Consider the following 18,113-nt stretch of genomic DNA (forward strand, 5'->3'; position numbering starts at 1 on the left):
ACGCCCCATGAAACCCACGCTCTTCCGCCGCCGCGCGCTGCTGTGCGCCGCCTGCGTCTCGCTCGCGGCGAGCGCGCTGCCCGCCTTCGCGCAAGGCAGCTTCCCCAGCAAGCCGATCCGCATGATCGTTCCCTACGCGGCCGGCGGCAGCACCGACCAGCTCGCGCGCGCCATCCAGCAGTCGATGAGCGAGACGCTGGGCCAGACCGTCATCGTCGAGAACAAGCCCGGCGCGGGCGGCACCATCGGCGTCGACTTCGTGGCCAAGGCGCCGCCCGACGGCTACACCCTGGTGTTCGGCAACACCGGGCCCAACGCGGTGGTCGGGCTCATGCGCAAGGTGCCCTACGACGAACTGAAGGACCTGCGGCCCGTCTCCACCGTGGCGATCACGCCGATGATCCTCGCGGTGCCGGCCGACAGCCCGGCCAAGACGATGAAGGAGTTCCTCGCGTACGCGAAGAAGAACGGCACGTCGCTGAACATCGGCTCGGTCGGCAACGGTTCGCTGTCGCACCTGTCGGCCGAGTACTTCAACGAGGCAGCCGGCCTGCGGCTGCAGCACATTCCGTACAACGGCGGCGCGCCGATGATGACCGCCTTTGCCGGCGGCCAGCTGCAGGCGGCCTTCGTCACCGGGCTCGACGGCGCCACGCTCGTGAACTCCGGCAAGGTGCGCTACCTCGCGGTGGGCACGCTCAAGCCGACCGACACCGTGCCGGGCCTGCCCGCCATTGCCGACGACGTGCCGGGCTTTCGCAGCTCGGCATGGTTCGGCGTGCTCGCGCCGAAGGACACGCCGCCGGACGTGGTCGACAAGCTGCACGCCGCCGTGGCCGCCGCGGTGGCCCGCCCCGAGGTGCGCAAGATGTTCGCGGACCGCAACGTGGAGGCGCGCAGCAGCACGCCGCAGGAACTCGAGAAGCTCATTCGCGACGAGATGGCGCAGTGGGGCCCGGTCGTGCGCAAAGCCAACATCCAGATGTGAGAACCCGATTCATGCTCGACAACATCGCAACCGACTTTCCGGAACACACGCCCCGCCCTGCCGGCGCGCCCCAGGCGCTGGCCGGCATCAAGGTGGTCGACTTCACGCACTTCATCGCGGGCCCTTTCGCCACGATGATGCTGGCCGACATGGGCGCCGACGTGCTCAAGATCGAGGCGCCCGGCCGCGGCGACGACTTTCGCCAGTACCCGCCGGTGCACCCCGACCTGGCGCAGGGCGCGCCCTTTCTCTGGTCGAACCGCAACAAGCGCAGCGTGGCGCTCGACCTGAAGACGCCCGAGGGCCTGGAGGTGGCGCGCGCGCTGGCCGCCACCGCCGATGTGGTGGTCGAGAACTTCTCCAGCGGCGTGATGGCGCGCTTCGGGCTCGACTACGAGAGCATCCGCAAGACCAACCCCGAGGTCGTTTACTGCGCGGTGTCGGCCTACGGCCGCGAAGGCGCGTTCGCCGACCGGCTGGGCTTCGACCCCATCGCGCAGGCCGAGAGCGGCTTCGTGTCGATGAACGGCTATGCCGACCGCGAGGGTGTGCGCGCCCTCTCGCCGGTGATGGACATCAGCACCGCGATGATGGCCTGCAACGCCATCCTGGGCGCGCTGGTGGCGCGCGAGCGCACGGGCCACGGCCAGTCGATGGAAGTGGCGCTGTTCGACAACGCCGTGCTGATGACGGGCTACGCCACGCTGCAGCACGTGTTCAGCGGCGCCGAGCCCCAGCGGCACGGCAACACCAGCCCCGACACCTGCCCGTCGGGCGTGTTCGAGGCGCAGGACCGCTCCTTCTATATCAACAGCGGCAACAACAAGATCTTCCAGCGGCTGATGGCGCAGGTGGTCGAGCGCCCCGACGTGGCCAACGACCCGGCCTTTGCGACCGGGCGCGACCGCTCGGCGCGGCGCGAGGAGTTGTTCGCGCTGCTGGGCGAAGCCTTTGCGCGGCAGCCGTGGTCGCACTGGCAGGCGCGCATGCGCGCGGCCGGCGTGCCGTGCGGCGAGGTGCGATCGGTGGGCGAGGCCATCCGCTCGCCCGAAGCGCGCGAGCGCCGGCTGGTCACGCGCATTCCGCACCCGGCGGTCGGCTGGGTGCCCAACATGGCGCTGCCCATTCGCTACGGCCGCACGCCCATCGCCGACCCCGTGGCGGCGCCCACCGTGGGGCAGCACACGCACGAGGTGCTGCGCGAAGCGCTGGGCTACGACGAGGCACGGCTCGCTTCACTGGCGCAGGCCGGCGCCTTCGGCGCGCCGGCCACGCGCCACGAAACCGCGGGCGCGCCCGCGTGACCGTGCGATCGCTCCGGGGCCGGGTGGCGGTCGTCGGCATCGGCGAGACCACCTACTACAAGCACGGCCAGTCGCCCGACGCGGAATTCAAGCTCGCGCTCAAGGCCATCCTCGCGGCCTGCGCCGACGCGGGCCTCGACCCGCGAGCGATCGACGGCTTCGCCTCGTACAGCGACGACCGCAACGACGCCTCGCGGCTGGCCGCGGCGCTGGGCACGCGGCACCTGCGCAGCGCCACCATGCAATGGGGCGGCGGCGGCGGCGGGTGCTGCGCGGCGGTGGCCAACGGCGCGGCGGCCATCGCGGCCGGGCTGGCCGATTGCGTGGTGGTGTTCCGCGCGCTGGCACAGGGGCAGCACGGGCGCTTCGGCCAGGTGGCGGGCATCGACACCGTCTCGGGCGAGAAGGCCTACCTGATGCCCTACGGCGTGCTGTCGCCGCCGCAGCGCTTCGCGATGCGCGTGCGCCGCTTCATGCACGAGCATGGCGTGCGGCAGGAGGCGTTGCGTGCCATCGCGCTGGCCTCCTACCACCACGCGCAGGCCAACCCGCGCGCGGTGATGCACGGCAAGCCGCTGAGCGCCGACACCTACGACGCCTCGCGCTGGATCGCCGAGCCCTTCCACCTGTACGACTGCTGCATGGAGAACGACGGCGCGGCGGCCATCGTGCTGGTGGCCGCGGAGCGCGCGAAAGACTTCGCGCACAAGCCCGCCTACCTGCTCGGCGCGGCCACCGGTTCGGGCCACCGCACCGGCGCCATCCCGCACAACTCGCCACGCTACGGCAGCGCCAGCTTCGACACCGTGGCGCCCGCGCTCTACGCCATGGCCGGCATTGCGCCGGCCGACGTGGGCGTGGTGCAGAGCTACGAGAACTTCACCGGCGGCGTGGCCATGGCACTGGCAGAGCACGGCTTCTTCAAGCCCGAGGAGGCGAACGAATTCCTCACGCTCGACAACCTCGCGGCGCCCTCCGGCCGGCTGCCGCTGAACACCAGCGGCGGCAACCTGGCCGAGTGCTACATCCACGGCTTCGAGCTGGTGCTGGAGGCCGTGCGGCAGGTGCGCGGCACTTCGACCAGCCAGGCGAAGCGCAGCGACGTGGCGCTGGTGATCGGCGGGCCGATGGTCACGCCGGTGAGCGACCTCCTGCTGGCATCGGAGAACGTGCTGTGAACGACGCGACGACCACCCGCTACCTTCCGCCGGGCCTGCCGGTTCCGGTGCCCGAGCCCGACGGGCTCTCCGCGCCCTATTGGTCGGGGCTGCGCGAGGGCCGCCTGCGCGTGCAGCATTGCACCGCGTGCGGCACCTGGCAGTTCGGCCCCGAATGGCTCTGCCACCACTGCCACGCCTTCGACCCCACCTGGGAAGACGTGGCGCCGCGCGGGCGCATCTACAGCTGGGAGCGCGTGTGGCATCCGGCGCATGCCGCGCTCAAGGGGCACGGCGCCTACCTCGTCGTGCTGGTGGAGCTGCCGCACGCCGGCCTCGTGCGGATGGTCGGCAACCTGCTGGGCGACCCGATGCAGGAGGTGCGCATCGGCGCGGAGGTCGAAGGCGTGTACGAACACCACGCCGATGCGCAGCCTCCGTTTTCGTTGCTGCAGTGGCGCCTGCTGGAGGAGAACGCTCGATGAACGGACCGTTGAACGGCCTGAAGGTGGTCGAGTTCGCCGGGCTCGGCCCCGGCCCCTTCGCCTGCATGCTGCTGTCCGACATGGGCGCCGACGTGGTCACCGTCGACCGGCCGGGCCGCAAGCTCGGCGACCGCACCGACATCACCGGGCGCGGCCGCACCGTGGTGCTGGCCGACCTGAAGAACCCGCAGTCGCGCGAAGAGGTTCTGCGGCTGCTCGACAGCGCCGACGTGCTGGTCGAGGGCTTTCGCCCCGGCGTGATGGAACGCCTGGGCCTCGGCCCCGACGCGGTGGCGGCGCGCAACCCGCGCCTGGTCTACGGCCGCATGACCGGCTGGGGCCAGCACGGCCCGCTCGCGCAGGCGGCGGGCCACGACATCAACTACATCGCGCTGACCGGTGCGCTGCACGCCATCGGCCCCGCCGGCGGCGCGCCGGTGCCGCCGCTCAACCTGGTGGGCGACTACGGCGGCGGCAGCCTCTACCTGGTCGTCGGCCTGCTCGCGGCGCTGCACGAGGCGCGGCACTCGGGCCGCGGCCAGGTGGTGGATGCGGCCATCACCGACGGCGTGACCTCGCTGATGAGCCTGTTCGCGACCGGCGCGATGCGCGGCACCTTCGCCGAGGCGCGCGGCAGCAATGCGCTGGACGGTGGCGCGCCGTACTACGGCACCTACAAAACGGCGGACGCGCGCCATGTGTGCATCGGCCCGATCGAGCCGCAGTTCTTCGCCGAGCTGTGCGAGCGGCTCGGCGTTGCGCCCACGCTGCGCGGCGCGCAGCACGACCGCGCGCAGTGGCCGGCGCTGCGCGCCGAGCTCGAACGCATCTTCCGCACGCACACCCGCGACGAATGGACCGCGCGGCTCGAAGGCAGCGATGCCTGCTTCGCGCCGGTGCTGGCGCTGAGCGAGGCGGCGGCGCATCCGCACCAGCGCGCACGCGAGGCCTTCGTCGAGGTGGACGGCGTGAGGCATCCCGCGCCCGCGCCGCGCTTCTCGCGCACGCCTTCGGCGATCCAGGGGCCCGCGCCGTCGCAGGCCAAGGCGGTGGGGGATGTGCTCGGGCGGTGGGCTTCCATCGCCGGTGCCTGAATCTGTCCAATCCGATGAATCAAAAGGACAACCCTGCCGTTTTTGTTGTGCTCGATAAATCGGGAAGCGGGCATTCAAGCCCGGATCGCCATCCGTATGCGCCGCGATCGAATCCGCCACCCCACGGCAGTCCGCAGAAACCTGTCGTGGTACTCCACCACCGAAGGCGGCCCGGACAGTTGCGCGGCACCCGCACCTGCCTCCCCCGTGCCCTGGAAGAACAGCACATAGCAAACGCCACCGGCCTCGTCCTCGGACGCGGCATCGAAGCTCACGCGGATGTTCGAGCACACGTGCCGCGTGGTCACGTCCGCCGGCCGCGCGGCCAGGAAGCGCGCGATGCCGTCCCGGCCCGCCGACACGTTGCCCATGCGGTCGAGCGCCGCGTCTTCGGTGAACAGGTCGAGCACCTGCTCGTAGCGCCGCGCGTCGAGGTGGTTCGCGAAATCGACGCACAGCCGCGCGCACGCGGCCTCGTCTTCGAGACGGCCAGGGATCGTCATCGCGCGCTCAGCCCAGCATCGAGCCGCGCACGTCCGCCACCGGCAGGTGCGTGGTGCGCAGCAGCAGCGCGGCCACGTTCTCGCCGGCGTCCAGCCGCGCGCGCATCTCGTCGGGGTCGAACTCCACGCCGATCGGGTTCACCTCGAAATGCGGGCCGTGCATGAAGGCATTGGCCTCGTCGTTGGAGGTGTAGCTGTCGGTCTGGAACTCCATCTGGTTGCCGTCGGGGTCGGCGTAGTACAGCGACACGGTGATGCCGTGGTGCACGCACCAGTACGGCGTGACGCCCTTGGCCTTGAGTTCGGCATGCTTGTCGAGCAGCTCGCGCAGCGAGCCGAAGCCGTAGGCCACGTGGTCGACGCCCGGCTGGCCGCGCGGCGCCGCCGCCTCCGACGGGCCCTTCATCAGCCCGAGGTTCAGCAGCGCCACGCGGTGGTGCTCGTCGTCGTAGGTGACGAAGGCGATCACCGGGTTCTGGTACTGCACCTTGGCGCAGAACACGCAGGTGTACCAGGCCAGCATCTGCTCGAAGCGGTATGTGCGGTAGACGATGTGCGCGAACGTGGTGGGGCGGATGCCGGAGCTCATGGTGTCGCCTTCTTTATCGGTAAAACTGACTTTTTTGGCCTGAATCTTCTTTTTATCGATAATATTTGCGCATCCCGCCCCACCCACTCGGTACAAACCCGCCCGCCCATGAGCCAGAACCCGCCGCCGCCCACCGACGACCTGCAAGGCGCCACGCGCGCGAGCATGGTGTTCGAGCGCCTGCGCGAAGACATCCTCGAAGGCCGGCTGGCGCCGGGCGAGAAGCTGCGCATCGAGGCGCTGGAAGCGCGCTACGAGGTGGGCGCGAGCCCCATCCGCGAGGCGCTCAACCGGCTCATCTCGGTGCGGCTGGTCGAGCAGTTCGAGCGCCGGGGTTTTCGCGTGGCGGCGCTGTCGCGCGACGACCTGGTCGACCTGGTGCGCGCGCGGCGGCTGCTCAACGAGGTGGTGGTGCGCGAGTCGTTGCTGCATGGCGACCAGGCCTGGGAAGACGAGGTGGTGCTGGCCTACCACCGCATCTGGCGCTGCCCCATGACGCTGCCCACCGGCCAGACCAACCGCGAGTGGGAGGTGCTGCATCGCCGCTTCCATGCGTCGCTGATCGCGGCCTGTCCGTCGAAGTGGCTCACCGACTTCCACGAGCTGCTGTTCGACGCGTCCGACCGCTACCGCCGCCTCAATGTGCGCGAGCGCGACCTGGAGCACACGCGCACGGAGCACCGCGAGATCATGGAAGCCGCCGTGAGCCGCAATGCGCCGCTGGCGGTGCAGCGGCTCAACGACTCCATCGACACGCTGCTGTCGCACGCGGACGCGCTCGGCGCCGCACCTTCGGCAACCGCTGCGCGCCCCAGCGCGTAGCGGGCTGCTGCGCTGTGCGACAGCGCAGCCCGCGGCCCATCCATCAACCGCCCGTGCGCCCCGGCGGCGTGGCCGTCAGCAGGTTGGCGTCCCGCGCCAGCCGCCACCGGCCGTCCGCCTCCTTGCGCAGCAAGGTGAGCGTGTAGCCCGACCGGTGCACCGGCTCGCCGCCAGCCGGCGTGGCCGTCATGTCGATGCGGTTGCGCATGAAGGCCCACTCGCCCAGCACCTGCAACTCGGCGACTTCGCTCCTGCCTTCGATCCGCACGCCGCGCATGCCTTCGCAGGCCGCGGCAAAGGCATGCTTGCCGAACGGCGCCCGCCCCGGGACCATGAAGACCGCGTCGTCCGTCATCAAGGCGAGCACGGCCGCGGTGTCGCCGCGCCGGCTCGCGTCCATCCAGTCTTCGACGACCTGCCGTATCGCCTTTTCATCGTTCGTCATCGCGATGTCTCCTTTGCTCCTGCGCGCCTTTGCTTGCTGAAACTCACGTGCCGCCATGGTGCGCCGCCGCATGCGCGGCGCGCCCGCTGGACTCCGCCGACGCCAGCTCGTGCGCCGTCAGCACATAGGCCGCGTTCTGCGTCAGGCGGTCGATGGCCAGGTCGATGAACGCCCGGGCACGCGCCGGCTGGGCGGCGCGGCTGCCGTAGTAGATGAACACGCCCGACCGGTCGGCCACGTGCGCGGTGAGCAAGGGCACCAGCCGTCCGGCGCGGATGTGCGCCGCCGCTGTCACGCTGGTGACGAGGCCGATGGCGTGGCCCGCCAGCACCGCCTCGGTCTCCAGCGCCTCGTCGTTGACGCACAGCGCGGGCACCACCGGGTGCTCGATCACCTCGTCGCCCACGCGCACGTACCAGGGCACGATCTTGCCGGTGCTCGGATGGCGAAAGCCGCTGCAGCGGTGGGCCGCCAGCGCGTTCAGGCTGTCCGGCGCGCCGTGGCGGGCCAGGTACGCCGGGGCCGCGCAAACGATCAGCTGGAGCCCGAACAGCCGGCGCGCGATGACGCCCTCGGCCGGCGACGGCCCCACGCGAAAACCCACGTCGACGCGGTCTTCCACCCAGTTGCCGATGCGGTCGTCGAGCTGCACGTCGGGCTGCACCTCGGGGTAGAGGCGGCAGAACTCGTCGAGCAGCGGCCACAGCACCGGCGCGAAGGTCGAGCGCGGGCCCACGATGCGCAGCGGCCCGGCGATCTCGTCGGTGGCGCGGCGCGCCATGTGCAGCGCGCGCTGCAGGCCCACCAGCGCCGGCTGCGCGGCCTCCAGGAACTGGCGCCCCTCGTCGGTGAGCGACATGCTCCGCGTGGTGCGGTGAAACAAGCGCACACCCAGGTGTTGCTCCAGCTGCGCCAGCGCCTGGCTGGCGGCCTGCGGCGTCATGCCCTGCGCGGCGGCCGCCTGGCGCAGGCTGCCGAGTTCCGCGGTCTTGGCGAAGGTGGCGATGGAACGCAGTTCATTGATCGGCATGCGGCCTCCAGTGTGACGGCCGATTATCAAGAGCAGCTTGCCAGTGCTTCAAGGGCATCGCGTCTAGTTCCGCCTGGGGATGCCGGCCTACATTGGCAGCCGGCCGGATGCGCTCAATATGAATCGCAAGGAGTGACGCGCGACATGCAAACCCACGACGAAATGACACTCTCCCGGCGCGAGCTGCTGCTCGCGGGCGCCGCCTCGGCGGCCGCCACCGCCACGCCGGCGCACGCGGCCACGGCGCCGCCCTCCGGGGCCGGCGCGGCCTCCGCCCGCATGAAGACCTCGATGGAGGTCAACGGCAAGCTGCGCACCCTCACGCTCGACACGCGCACGACGCTGCTGGACGCGCTGCGCGAACACCTGCACCTGACCGGCACCAAGAAAGGCTGCGACCACGGCCAGTGCGGCGCATGCACCGTGATCGTCGACGGCCGCCGCATCAACGCCTGCCTCACGCTGGCGGTGATGCACGAAGGCGCCAAGGTCACCACCATCGAGGGCCTGGGCACGCCGGGCGCGCTGCACCCGATGCAGGCCGCCTTCGTCAAGCACGACGGCTACCAGTGCGGCTACTGCACGCCGGGGCAGGTGTGCTCGGCCGTCTCGGTGCTCGAGGAAATCCGCCAGGGCATCCCGAGCCACGCCAGCGCCGACCTCACCGCACAGCCGCTGCTGAACGCGGCCGAGCTGCGCGAACGCATGAGCGGCAACATCTGCCGCTGCGGCGCGTACAGCAACATCGTCGACGCCATCACCGAGGTGGCGGGGAGAACGTCATGAGGTCCTTCACCTACGAACGCGTCTCCTCGGCGGCCGACGCCGTGGCGCACGCGGCCCGCGTGCCGGGCGCGCGCTTCATTGCCGGGGGCACCAACCTGCTCGACCTGATGAAGCTGGAGATCGAGACGCCCGTTCACCTGATCGACGTCAACGGCCTGGGCTTCGATCGCATCGAAAGCACCTCCGACGGCGGCCTGCGCGTCGGTGCGCTGGTGCGCAACACCGACCTGGCCGCCGACGCCCGCGTGCGGCGCGACTACGGCCTACTTTCGCGCGCGCTGCTGGCCGGTGCCTCGGGCCAGCTGCGCAACAAGGCGACCACCGCGGGCAACCTGCTGCAGCGCACGCGCTGCCCGTACTTCTACGACACCCACCAGGCCTGCAACAAGCGCCAGCCGGGCAGCGGCTGCGCGGCCATCGGCGGCTACACGCGCCAGCACGCGGTGGTAGGCACGAGCGAGGCCTGCATCGCCACGCACCCGAGCGACATGGCCGTGGCCATGCGCGCGCTCGACGCCACGGTGGAGACCGTGCGCGCCAACGGCACGCGCCGCACCATCCCGATCGCCGATTTCCACAAGCTGCCCGGCGCCACGCCGCACGTGGAAACCGCGCTGGCGCCCGGCGAGCTGATCACCTCGGTCAGGCTGCCCGCGCCCCTGGGCGGCAGGCACATCTACCGCAAGGTGCGCGACCGGGCCTCGTACGCGTTCGCGCTGGTGTCGGTCGGTGCCATCGTGCAGCGCGACGGCAGCGCCCGCGTGGCGGTGGGCGGCGTCGCGCACAGGCCGTGGCGCATCGAGGCCGCGGAGGCCGAGATGCCGCGCGGCGCCAAGGCCGTGGCCGCCGCGCTGTTCGCCGGCGCCACGCCGACCGTGCAGAACGCCTTCAAGCTGCCGCTGGTCGAGCGCACGCTCGACGCGGTGCTGGCCGAAGCCAGGAGCTGAGCGATGAAGTTCGACACACCCGCCACCACCAACCCCATCGACCAGCTCAAGGTGATCGGCCAGCCAGTGGACCGCATCGACGGCCCGCTCAAGACCACGGGCACCGCGCCCTACGCGTATGAACGCCACGACGTGGCGGCGAACCCGGCGTACGGCTGCATCGTCGGCTCGGGCATTGCGAAGGGGCGCATTCTTTCGTTCGACCTGTCGCGCGCCAAGGCCGCGCCCGGCGTGCTCGCCATCGTCACGCACGAGAACGCGGGCAAGCTGGACAAGGGCCGCTTCAACGCCGCCCGGCTGCTGGGCGGCCCGGTGGTCGAGCACTACCACCAGGCCATTGCGCTGGTGGTGGCCGAAACCTTCGAGCAGGCGCGCGCCGCCGCGCAGCTGGTGCAGGTGACGTACGCGCGCACCGAAGGCGCGTTCGGCCTCGCGCACGCCAAGGCCTCGACCGAGCGGCGCACCACCGACCGCGACAACACCGTCGGCGACTTCGCCGGCGCGTTCGCCAAGGCGGAGGTACGGCTGGACGCCACCTACAGCACGCCCGACCACTCGCACGCGATGATGGAGCCGCACGCCACCCTTGCCGCATGGGACGGCGACAGGCTCTCGGTGTGGACCTCGAACCAGATGATCGACTGGACCACCGGCGACCTCGCCAGGACGCTCGGCATGCCCAGGGACAAGGTGCACCTGATGTCGCCGTACATCGGCGGCGGCTTCGGCGGCAAGCTGTTCCTGCGCGCCGACACGCTGCTGGCGGCGCTGGGCGCGCGCATTGCGCGGCGGCCGGTGAAGGTCGCGATGCAGCGCCCGCTCATCGCCAACAACACCACGCACCGGCCCGCGACCATCCAGCGCATCCGCATCGGCGCCACGCCGCAGGGAAAGATCACGGCCATCGGCCATGAAAGCTGGTCGGGCAACCTGGCCGACGGCAAGCCGGAGAACGCGGTGCAGCAGACGCGCCTGCTCTACGCGGGCGAGCACCGCCTTACGGGCACGCGCCTGGCGCTGCTCGACCTGCCCGAAGGCAACGCCATGCGCGCGCCGGGCGAGGCGCCGGGGCTGATGGCGCTGGAAGTCGCCATCGACGAAATGGCCGAGCGGCTGGGCATCGACCCGATCGAGTTCCGCGTGCTGAACGACACGCAGGTCGATCCGGCCAACGCCGCGCGGCCTTTCTCGCAGCGCCGCCTCGTCGAATGCATGCGCACCGGGGCCGAGCGCTTCGGCTGGAACCAGCGGGGCGCGAGGCCGGGCCTGGTGCGCGATGGCCGCTGGCTGGTCGGCATCGGCATGGCGGCGGCGTTTCGCAACAACCAGGTCACGAAGTCGGGTGCGCGCGTGGCGCTCGACAGGCTCGGCACGGTCACGGTCGAGACCGACATGACGGACATCGGCACCGGCAGCTACACCATCATTGCGCAGACCGCCGCCGAGATGATGGGCGTGCCGCTGGAGCGCGTGGTGGTGCGCCTGGGCGACTCGCGCTTTCCGGTGTCTTCCGGCTCGGGCGGCCAGTGGGGCGCCAACTGCTCGACGGCCGGCGTCTATGCGGCCTGCACCAAGCTGCGCGACGCCGTGGCACGGCGCGCGGGGCTCGAGCCGGTGGGCGCGGTGTTCTCGGACGGGATGGTGCGCGCGGGCGCGCGCAGCGTGCCGCTCGCGGGCCTGGCAGGGCTGGAGGGAGAAGGCGCCATCGTCGCCGAAGACGTGCTGGAGTTCGGCAACCTCGACAAGCAATACCAGCAGTCCACCTTCGGCGCGCATTTCGTCGAGGTGGGCGTCGATGCGTTCACGGCCGAGATCCGCGTGCGGCGCATGCTCGCGGTGTGCGCCTCGGGGCGCATCCTGAACCCCAAGTCGGCGCGCAGCCAGGTGATCGGCGCGATGACCATGGGCGTGGGCGCTGCGCTGATGGAAGAGCTGGCCGTGGACGAGCGGCTGGGCTTCTTCGTCAACCACGACCTGGCGGGCTACGAGGTGCCGGTGCATGCCGACATTCCGCACCAGGAGGTGATCTTCATGGACGAGACCGACCCGATCTCCTCGCCCATGAAAGCCAAGGGCGTGGGCGAACTCGGCATCTGCGGCGTGGGCGCCGCGGTGGCCAACGCGGTCTACAACGCGACCGGCGTGCGCGTGCGCGACTACCCGATCACGCTGGACAAGCTCATCGCGCGCATGCCGGACGCGGCCTGAGCGCGCGGAGACTCGCGCGTCGGGTTCATCGGTCAGGTTCGTCGGATTGGCAAGCGCGGCTTGCCAGTTCTACAAGGCGCCACGGGCTAGTTCCGCGGGGCGGGGCTGCCTAGAGTCGAGGCATGCACTCCCAGCCCGTTCCGAACGCCGATCCTGCACAGCGCCCGCGCCATGCGGCCGTGCTCGCCATCATCCTTGCGAGCTACCTGATGATCGTGATCGACATCTCGATCGTCATCACCGCATTGCCCAAGATGCAGGCCGGCCTGCACCTGTCGCCGGCGAGCCTGTCGTGGGTGCAGAACGCCTACACGCTGGCCTTCGGCGGGCTGCTGCTGCTCGGCGCGCGGGCGGGCGACATCCTGGGGCGGCGGCGCATGTTCATCGCCGGTCTCGGGCTCTTCACGCTGGCCTCATTCGCCATCGGCATTTCACCGTCGCCGGCATGGCTGCTGGCCGCGCGCGCGGTGCAGGGCGTGGGCGCGGCGGTGCTCGCGCCGTCGACACTGGCGCTGCTGTCCACCCACTTCGCCGAAGGGCCGGCACGCACGCGCGCACTCGCCTACTATGCGGCCGCGGCCGGCGTGGGTGCGAGCGTGGGCCTGGTGCTGGGCGGGCTCGTTGCCGACCTGCTCTCGTGGCGCGTGGGCTTCTTCATCAACGTGCCGCTGGGCCTTGTGCTCATGTTCGGCGCGCGGCGCTGGCTGGCGGAAACGCCGCGCCGCGCGGGGCGGCTCGACCTGGTGGGCGCGGTGAGCTCCACGCTGGGCATGAGCGCGCTGGTGTACGGCATCGTGCGCTCGGCGGAAGCCGGCTGGGGCGAAGGCATCGCGCTGGCGGCGCTGCTGGCGGGCGTCGCGCTGCTGGTGCTGTTCGTGGCCAACGAGCGCCGCGTGGCGCAGCCGATTCTTCCGCTGCGCCTGTTCGCCCACCGCGAGCGCAGCGCGGCCTGTGCCGCGCGCGTGTTGTTCCTGGGCGGCATGGTGGGCTTCTGGTTCTTCACCACGCAGTACCTGCAGGGCGTGCTGGGCTACCGCCCGCTCGAGGCCGGCCTGGCGTTCCTGCCGGCCACCCTGCCCAACTTCGCGGCGGCCATGCTGGTGCCCGCGCTCACGCGCAGGTTCGGCAATGCGCGCCTGCTGGCGGCGGGCCTTGCGACAGGCATCGTGGGCATGGCATGGCTCGCGCAGGTGTCGGCGCACTCGCCGTACCTCACGGGCGTCGCATTGCCGATGGTGCTCATCGGCATCGGCCAGGGCGGCGTGCTGGGGCCGCTCACGGTGGCGGCGGTGAGCGGCGTGGACGCGGAAGACGCCGGTGCGGCGTCGGGCCTGGTGAACGTGGCGCACCAGCTCGGCGGATCGCTCGGGCTGGGGCTGCTGGTGGCGGTGTTCGCGGCCTCGAGTACAACAGCGCCGGCGCTGCCTTCGGTGCAGTTGGCCCACCGCATCGCCGCGACCTTCGACGCCAGCACCGTCATGCTGACGATGGCGCTGGCGATCGTCTGGCTGTTCATTGTGCGGCGCCGCATGCCCGAACCCGCCGCAGCCGTGCGCGCTTGACAAGCCTTGCGGCGGCGCCCAATACTCAACTCGCTGGTTAACCATAAACAGGAGACCCGAGATGAAGTACCAAGGAAGCTGCCACTGCGGCGCGGTCAGGTTCGAGGCCGAGGGCGAGATCGGCACGGCCACCGCGTGCAACTGCTCGATGTGCCAGCGCAAGGGCATCCTCATGTGGTTCGTGCCGCGCAGCGCGCTGCACCTGCTGACGCCCGAGGAGAACGCGTCCACCTACATGTTCCACAAGCACATCATCAAGCACCGCTTCTGCCCGACCTGCGGCATCCATCCTTACGGCGAAGGCGTGACGCCCACGGGCGAGCCCATGGCCGCCATCAACCTGCGCTGCATCGAGGGCATCGACCTGCAGGCCATTCCGGTGCAGCACTTCGACGGCCGCTCGAAGTGAGCGGCTGACCGCCGACTGACGGGCCCGGCGCGGGAAAGCCACGAACCGCCGGCCTTGCCTCTCGTTCGTCACCCGCGGCGCGGCAGATGTGTCAAAGTCCGACAAAGACTCTTGAGCGTCACCGTTGCGGAACCGCCCCTTGTTCAGTCGACCCTCCATCACCTCCCGGACGATGGCTTTCGTGGCTGTCGTCTGCCTGAGCCTCGTCGCGCTGGACGGCTGGAACAGCTGGAACTCCCGCTCCGAGGAGCTGCGGCAGATGAGCACCGCGGCGTCGAACCTCGCGCGCGCCATGGCGCAGCAGGCCGACGACACCATCAAGGAGGCCGACACCGCGCTGGTCGGCGTGGTCGAGCGCATCGAGTACGACGGCACGGGGCCGGCGGCCGTGGAGCGGCTTCGCAAGGTGCTGGCCTCCCAGGTAACCGAACTGCCGCAGCTCGACGCGCTGCACGTGTACGACAAGGACGGCAACTGGATCGTCAACTCGCGGCACAACGCGCCGGAGAACCTCAACAACGCCGACCGCGAGTACTTCATCTTCCACCGCACCCACGCAGAGCGCGGCCCGCACATCGGCATTCCGGTGAAGAGCCGCACCACCGGGCGGCTGCTGGTGCCGATCTCGCGGCGCATCGACCAGGCGGACGGCAGCTTCGCGGGCGTGGCGCTCGCGACCATCGACATCGACTTCTTCATGAAGTTCTACGACAGCCTGGACATCGGCGAGGCGGGTGCCGTGGCGCTGGTGCTGGAAAACGGCACGATGATGACGCGCCGGCCCTTCAGCGCCGGCACGGTCGGGCGGGACATGCGCGACACCGACCTCTTTCGCGCCTACACGGCGCAGGGGCCGGCCGGCACCGCCTACATCCGCTCGGCGCAGGACGGCGTGACGCGCCTGAACAGCTTCCGGCGCGTGGCGAACTACCCGCTGTTCGTGGCGGCCGCGTTGTCGAAGGACGAGATCCTTGCCGTCTGGTGGCACGACACGCTGTGGCATTCGGCCGGCGTCATCCTGCTGGCGGGCATCGTCGGCTTCGTCGGGCTGCGGCTGGTCAGGCAGATCGAGCTGCGCACCAAGACCGAGGCCGAGCTGCGCCGCGCGCGCGACGCGCTCGAGAAGCTCAACAAGACACTCAACACGCTCGCCATGGAAGACGGCCTCACGGGCCTGGCGAACCGCCGGCAGTTCGACGCGACGCTCGACACCGAATTCAGCCGCGCGCTGCGCGACGCGAGCACGCTGGCGCTGATCCTGATCGACGTCGACTGCTTCAAGCAATACAACGACATCTACGGCCACGCCGCCGGCGACGAGTGCCTGCAGTCGATCGGGCGCACCATCGCCGAGCTGACACCGCGGCGCCCGGGCGACCTCGCCGCGCGCTACGGCGGGGAAGAGCTGGCCGTGCTGCTGCCCGAGACGGAGGTGGCCGACGCCGTCGAGCTGGCGGAACGCATCCGCCACGCGGTGCGCAACCTGAAGATCGAGCACACGGGCACCGAAGCCGGCTTCGTGACCCTGAGCGCCGGCGTGGATACGCTCAGCCCCGTGCCCGGCGCGGGCCAGGCCAAGGAACTGATCCGCTCGGCCGACAAGGCCCTGTACGTGGCCAAGACGGCGGGGCGCAACCGGGTGTGCACCAACGAAGACGCCGGCCCCGACGGCTGAAGGACACTGGTCAGACCGCTCAGACCGCTCAGACCACTCCGACCGCATTCACCGGCGACGCCAGCGCGTGCCGTTCCAGCGCACGCATCACCGCCGCCGTGCGCGTCTCCACGCCCAGCTTCACGTACACATGCTCCAGGTGCTTGTGCACGGTGCGCGGGCTGATCTCCAGCAGGGCGGCGATCTCGGCGTCGGTCTTGCCGCGTGAAAGCCAGTGCATCACGTCGCCCTCGCGTGGCGTGAGGACGGGCGCCGGTCCCACAGGTCCCGCAGCTTGCACAGTTGCATCGGGCGCGGCGGACAGCGGCAACTCGGCACGGCAGGTCAGCAGCCGGTACAGGAAGGCCACCGCCACCGCATGCTCCAGCCCCGCGCGACGGTAGTAGTCGGCCAGCCCCGCGCGACGGTAGTAGTCGGCCAGCCCCGCGCGACGGTGGTAGTCGGCCTGCGGCGCGCGCCGGCAGTAGTCGGCCTGCGGCGCGACGTGGCGCAGCCCATGGCGGCCCGGCGCCTGCGCGACGCTGTGCTTCGCGCGCAGGCCATCGTCGCCGTGATGCCGCGCGGGCGCCCCCGCGGACTCCAGTTGCTCGAGCAAGCGAAGCGCGCTTGCGCAGTCATTGCGCGTCAGATGCGTCATGGCATGCCCCTTTCACCGTGCATACGCATTGCTGCGTATGGCGCCTGTGCGCATCGGGACGCAGGATGCGCGCAGGCCCTTCGCCCCCTCGATCCAGTATAGGCAGGCGAACGCCACGCATGCCGCCTGTCGGCGAAGGGGATACACATGGCCATCGACGAAACACGGCTTAACGCGTTCATGGGTAACTTCGTGCATGACCTGGGGGCCGTGATGCACGCGGCCACCATCGTCGTGGGCGACCAGCTCGGCCTGTACAAGGCGCTGGCCGAAGGCCCGACGAACGTGGAGACGCTCGCGCGCCGCACCGAGACCGACCCGCGCTACCTGCGCGAATGGCTCTCGGCCCAGGCCGCCAGCGGCTACGTGCAGTACGAGCCCAAGGGCGAGATGTTCTCGCTGTCCGAGGAGCAGGCCTTCGCGCTGGCGCAGGAGGGCAGCCCCGCATTCATACCGGGCGCCTTCCAGATCGCCGTGGCGCAGTTCAAGATCATTCCCAAGATGGTCCAGGCCATGCGCACGGGCCTGGGCATCGGCTGGCACGAGCACGACGCCGCCCTCTTCCACGGCACCGAGCGCTTCTTCCGGCCCGGCTACGCGGCCAACCTGGTGAGCCAGTGGATTCCGGCGCTCGAAGGCATTGCACCGCTGCTGGAGCGCGGCGCGCGCGTGGCGGACGTGGGCTGCGGGCACGGCGCCTCCACGCTGCTGATGGCGCAGGCCTACCCGAAGTCCAGCTTCGTGGGTTTCGACTACCACGCGCCTTCGATCGAACGCGCGCGCGAAACGGCGAACAAGGCCGGCGTCGACGATGCGCAGCGCCTGCGTTTCGAAGTCGCGAGCGCGAAGGATTTCCCCGGCGAAGACTACGACCTGGTGGCCGTGTTCGACTGCCTGCACGACATGGGCGACCCCGTGGGCGCGGCCTCGCACGTGCGCAGCACGCTCAAGCCGCAGGGCACGTGGATGATCGTCGAGCCCTTTGCCAACGACCGTCTCGAGGACAACCTCAACCCCGTGGGGCGCGTCTTCTATTCGGCGTCGAACTTCATCTGCACGCCGGCCTCGCGCTCGCAGGAGGTCGGCCTGTGCCTGGGCGCGCAGGCCGGCGAGGCGCGCATCCGCGACGTGGTCACGCAGGGCGGCTTCAAGCACTTCCGCCGCGCCAGCCAGACCCCGTTCAACCTGATCTTCGAAGCCCGTCCGTGAGGACATCCAAGGAGCTGCCATGTCACGCCAATACATCGACTGCCGCGAATTCCCGAGCACGATGAACTGCAGCGTCGCGCTCTCGGCCGACACCGAGGGCGAACTGCTCGATGCCGCGGTGCAGCACGCCGTGTCTGTCCACGGCCATGCCGACACCCCCGAGCTGCGCAAGCAGCTGGCCACCCTCTTCAAGACCGGCACGCCGCCCGTGCAGGCGCCGGCCCAGCAGAAGGTGCCTGCCTGACGCAGCTGCCGTGCGGGCC

The 18,113-nt window shown here is 70.6% G+C and carries 19 protein-coding genes; 14 read left to right on the forward strand and 5 right to left on the reverse strand.

Annotated features, from left to right (window positions below; genetic code table 11):
• Positions 1–7 precede the first annotated feature (7 nt).
• Genes BM004_RS31095 through BM004_RS31115 form a run of 5 tightly spaced genes read left to right on the forward strand, consistent with a single transcriptional unit; the run spans position 8 to position 5,028 of the window.
• Positions 8–988, forward strand: coding sequence for a Bug family tripartite tricarboxylate transporter substrate binding protein (locus BM004_RS31095; protein ID WP_093219107.1), 981 nt, complete (start codon positions 8–10; stop codon positions 986–988).
• An 11-nt stretch (positions 989–999) separates the two neighbouring features.
• Entirely contained in the window at positions 1,000–2,292 is a 1,293-nt protein-coding gene (locus BM004_RS31100) for a CaiB/BaiF CoA transferase family protein (RefSeq protein WP_093219108.1), read from the forward strand.
• Positions 2,289–3,470, forward strand: coding sequence for a thiolase C-terminal domain-containing protein (locus tag BM004_RS31105; RefSeq protein WP_093219110.1), 1,182 nt, complete (start codon positions 2,289–2,291; stop codon positions 3,468–3,470). The genes BM004_RS31100 and BM004_RS31105 overlap by 4 nt, the downstream gene beginning before the upstream one ends.
• Positions 3,467–3,934 carry a Zn-ribbon domain-containing OB-fold protein gene (locus BM004_RS31110; protein ID WP_093219111.1) on the forward strand — a complete coding sequence of 156 codons (468 nt, stop codon included), beginning with the start codon at positions 3,467–3,469 and terminating at the stop codon, positions 3,932–3,934. Before BM004_RS31105 ends, BM004_RS31110 begins: the two co-directional genes overlap by 4 nt.
• A complete protein-coding gene (locus tag BM004_RS31115; protein ID WP_093219113.1) occupies positions 3,931–5,028 on the forward strand; it encodes a CaiB/BaiF CoA transferase family protein in 1,098 nt (365 codons plus the stop codon). Before BM004_RS31110 ends, BM004_RS31115 begins: the two co-directional genes overlap by 4 nt.
• A 74-nt stretch (positions 5,029–5,102) precedes the next feature.
• Here BM004_RS31115 and BM004_RS31120 read toward each other — a convergent pair whose 3' ends face one another.
• Both BM004_RS31120 and BM004_RS31125 read right to left on the reverse strand, forming a co-directional pair.
• Complete coding sequence (locus BM004_RS31120; protein WP_093219114.1) at positions 5,103–5,531, reverse strand: nuclear transport factor 2 family protein; 429 nt, start codon at positions 5,529–5,531, stop codon at positions 5,103–5,105.
• 7 nt (positions 5,532–5,538) lie between these two features.
• Complete coding sequence (locus tag BM004_RS31125; RefSeq protein WP_093219116.1) at positions 5,539–6,120, reverse strand: VOC family protein; 582 nt, start codon at positions 6,118–6,120, stop codon at positions 5,539–5,541.
• A gap of 108 nt (positions 6,121–6,228) precedes the next feature.
• Between BM004_RS31125 and BM004_RS31130 the strand changes: the two genes are divergently transcribed.
• On the forward strand, positions 6,229–6,942 hold the full coding sequence (locus tag BM004_RS31130; RefSeq protein WP_093219117.1) for a GntR family transcriptional regulator: 714 nt from the start codon (positions 6,229–6,231) through the stop codon (positions 6,940–6,942).
• A 43-nt stretch (positions 6,943–6,985) separates the two neighbouring features.
• On the opposite strand, the gene BM004_RS31135 is transcribed toward BM004_RS31130, so the two are convergent.
• The gene (locus BM004_RS31135; protein WP_093219119.1) at positions 6,986–7,387 is read right to left on the reverse strand and encodes a YybH family protein; all 402 of its coding nucleotides are present in this window, start codon (positions 7,385–7,387) and stop codon (positions 6,986–6,988) included.
• A 43-nt stretch (positions 7,388–7,430) separates the two neighbouring features.
• Positions 7,431–8,417, reverse strand: coding sequence for a LysR family transcriptional regulator (locus BM004_RS31140; protein ID WP_093219120.1), 987 nt, complete (start codon positions 8,415–8,417; stop codon positions 7,431–7,433).
• A 144-nt stretch (positions 8,418–8,561) separates the two neighbouring features.
• Here BM004_RS31140 and paoA point away from each other — a divergent pair, with 144 nt between their 5' ends.
• From paoA to BM004_RS31170, 6 genes are all read left to right on the forward strand, one after another.
• A complete protein-coding gene (gene paoA, locus BM004_RS31145; RefSeq protein WP_093219200.1) occupies positions 8,562–9,203 on the forward strand; it encodes an aldehyde dehydrogenase iron-sulfur subunit PaoA in 642 nt (213 codons plus the stop codon).
• A complete protein-coding gene (locus tag BM004_RS31150; protein WP_093219122.1) occupies positions 9,200–10,150 on the forward strand; it encodes an FAD binding domain-containing protein in 951 nt (316 codons plus the stop codon). The genes paoA and BM004_RS31150 overlap by 4 nt, the downstream gene beginning before the upstream one ends.
• A gap of 3 nt (positions 10,151–10,153) precedes the next feature.
• Positions 10,154–12,358: an aldehyde oxidoreductase molybdenum-binding subunit PaoC gene (gene paoC / locus BM004_RS31155; RefSeq protein ID WP_093219123.1), complete on the forward strand. Its 2,205-nt coding sequence runs from the start codon at positions 10,154–10,156 to the stop codon at positions 12,356–12,358.
• A 122-nt stretch (positions 12,359–12,480) separates the two neighbouring features.
• Positions 12,481–13,920: an MFS transporter gene (locus BM004_RS31160; RefSeq protein WP_093219125.1), complete on the forward strand. Its 1,440-nt coding sequence runs from the start codon at positions 12,481–12,483 to the stop codon at positions 13,918–13,920.
• Between the two features lie 61 nt (positions 13,921–13,981).
• Positions 13,982–14,329 (forward strand): GFA family protein, encoded by a 348-nt coding sequence (locus BM004_RS31165; protein ID WP_093133082.1) that lies wholly within the window; start codon positions 13,982–13,984, stop codon positions 14,327–14,329.
• 172 nt (positions 14,330–14,501) lie between these two features.
• Entirely contained in the window at positions 14,502–16,004 is a 1,503-nt protein-coding gene (locus BM004_RS31170) for a sensor domain-containing diguanylate cyclase (protein ID WP_256220125.1), read from the forward strand.
• Positions 16,005–16,032: 28 nt separating this feature from the next.
• Here BM004_RS31170 and BM004_RS42525 read toward each other — a convergent pair whose 3' ends face one another.
• Complete coding sequence (locus BM004_RS42525; RefSeq protein ID WP_093219128.1) at positions 16,033–16,641, reverse strand: helix-turn-helix transcriptional regulator; 609 nt, start codon at positions 16,639–16,641, stop codon at positions 16,033–16,035.
• 147 nt (positions 16,642–16,788) lie between these two features.
• Here BM004_RS42525 and BM004_RS31180 point away from each other — a divergent pair, with 147 nt between their 5' ends.
• Both BM004_RS31180 and BM004_RS31185 read left to right on the forward strand, forming a co-directional pair.
• Positions 16,789–17,850, forward strand: a complete 1,062-nt coding sequence (locus BM004_RS31180; RefSeq protein WP_093133076.1) for a class I SAM-dependent methyltransferase — start codon at positions 16,789–16,791, stop codon at positions 17,848–17,850.
• 19 nt (positions 17,851–17,869) lie between these two features.
• Entirely contained in the window at positions 17,870–18,094 is a 225-nt protein-coding gene (locus BM004_RS31185; RefSeq protein ID WP_093133074.1) for a DUF1059 domain-containing protein, read from the forward strand.
• Positions 18,095–18,113 lie beyond the last annotated feature (19 nt).

Source organism: Variovorax sp. OK212 (assembly GCF_900112425.1).
Taxonomy (GTDB): Bacteria; Pseudomonadota; Gammaproteobacteria; order Burkholderiales; family Burkholderiaceae_C; genus Variovorax.

Coding starts and splice junctions, on each gene's coding strand:
- BM004_RS31095 (WP_093219107.1), top strand. CDS start 8: ATGAAACCCACGCTCTTCCGCCGCCGCGCGCTGCTGTGCGCCGCCTGC.
- BM004_RS31100 (WP_093219108.1), top strand. CDS start 1,000: ATGCTCGACAACATCGCAACCGACTTTCCGGAACACACGCCCCGCCCT.
- BM004_RS31115 (WP_093219113.1), top strand. CDS start 3,931: ATGAACGGACCGTTGAACGGCCTGAAGGTGGTCGAGTTCGCCGGGCTC.
- BM004_RS31120 (WP_093219114.1), bottom strand. CDS start 5,531: ATGACGATCCCTGGCCGTCTCGAAGACGAGGCCGCGTGCGCGCGGCTG.
- BM004_RS31125 (WP_093219116.1), bottom strand. CDS start 6,120: ATGAGCTCCGGCATCCGCCCCACCACGTTCGCGCACATCGTCTACCGC.
- BM004_RS31130 (WP_093219117.1), top strand. CDS start 6,229: ATGAGCCAGAACCCGCCGCCGCCCACCGACGACCTGCAAGGCGCCACG.
- BM004_RS31135 (WP_093219119.1), bottom strand. CDS start 7,387: ATGACGAACGATGAAAAGGCGATACGGCAGGTCGTCGAAGACTGGATG.
- BM004_RS31140 (WP_093219120.1), bottom strand. CDS start 8,417: ATGCCGATCAATGAACTGCGTTCCATCGCCACCTTCGCCAAGACCGCG.
- paoA (WP_093219200.1), top strand. CDS start 8,562: ATGCAAACCCACGACGAAATGACACTCTCCCGGCGCGAGCTGCTGCTC.
- BM004_RS31150 (WP_093219122.1), top strand. CDS start 9,200: ATGAGGTCCTTCACCTACGAACGCGTCTCCTCGGCGGCCGACGCCGTG.
- paoC (WP_093219123.1), top strand. CDS start 10,154: ATGAAGTTCGACACACCCGCCACCACCAACCCCATCGACCAGCTCAAG.
- BM004_RS31160 (WP_093219125.1), top strand. CDS start 12,481: ATGCACTCCCAGCCCGTTCCGAACGCCGATCCTGCACAGCGCCCGCGC.
- BM004_RS31165 (WP_093133082.1), top strand. CDS start 13,982: ATGAAGTACCAAGGAAGCTGCCACTGCGGCGCGGTCAGGTTCGAGGCC.
- BM004_RS31170 (WP_256220125.1), top strand. CDS start 14,502: ATGGCTTTCGTGGCTGTCGTCTGCCTGAGCCTCGTCGCGCTGGACGGC.
- BM004_RS42525 (WP_093219128.1), bottom strand. CDS start 16,641: ATGACGCATCTGACGCGCAATGACTGCGCAAGCGCGCTTCGCTTGCTC.
- BM004_RS31180 (WP_093133076.1), top strand. CDS start 16,789: ATGGCCATCGACGAAACACGGCTTAACGCGTTCATGGGTAACTTCGTG.
- BM004_RS31185 (WP_093133074.1), top strand. CDS start 17,870: ATGTCACGCCAATACATCGACTGCCGCGAATTCCCGAGCACGATGAAC.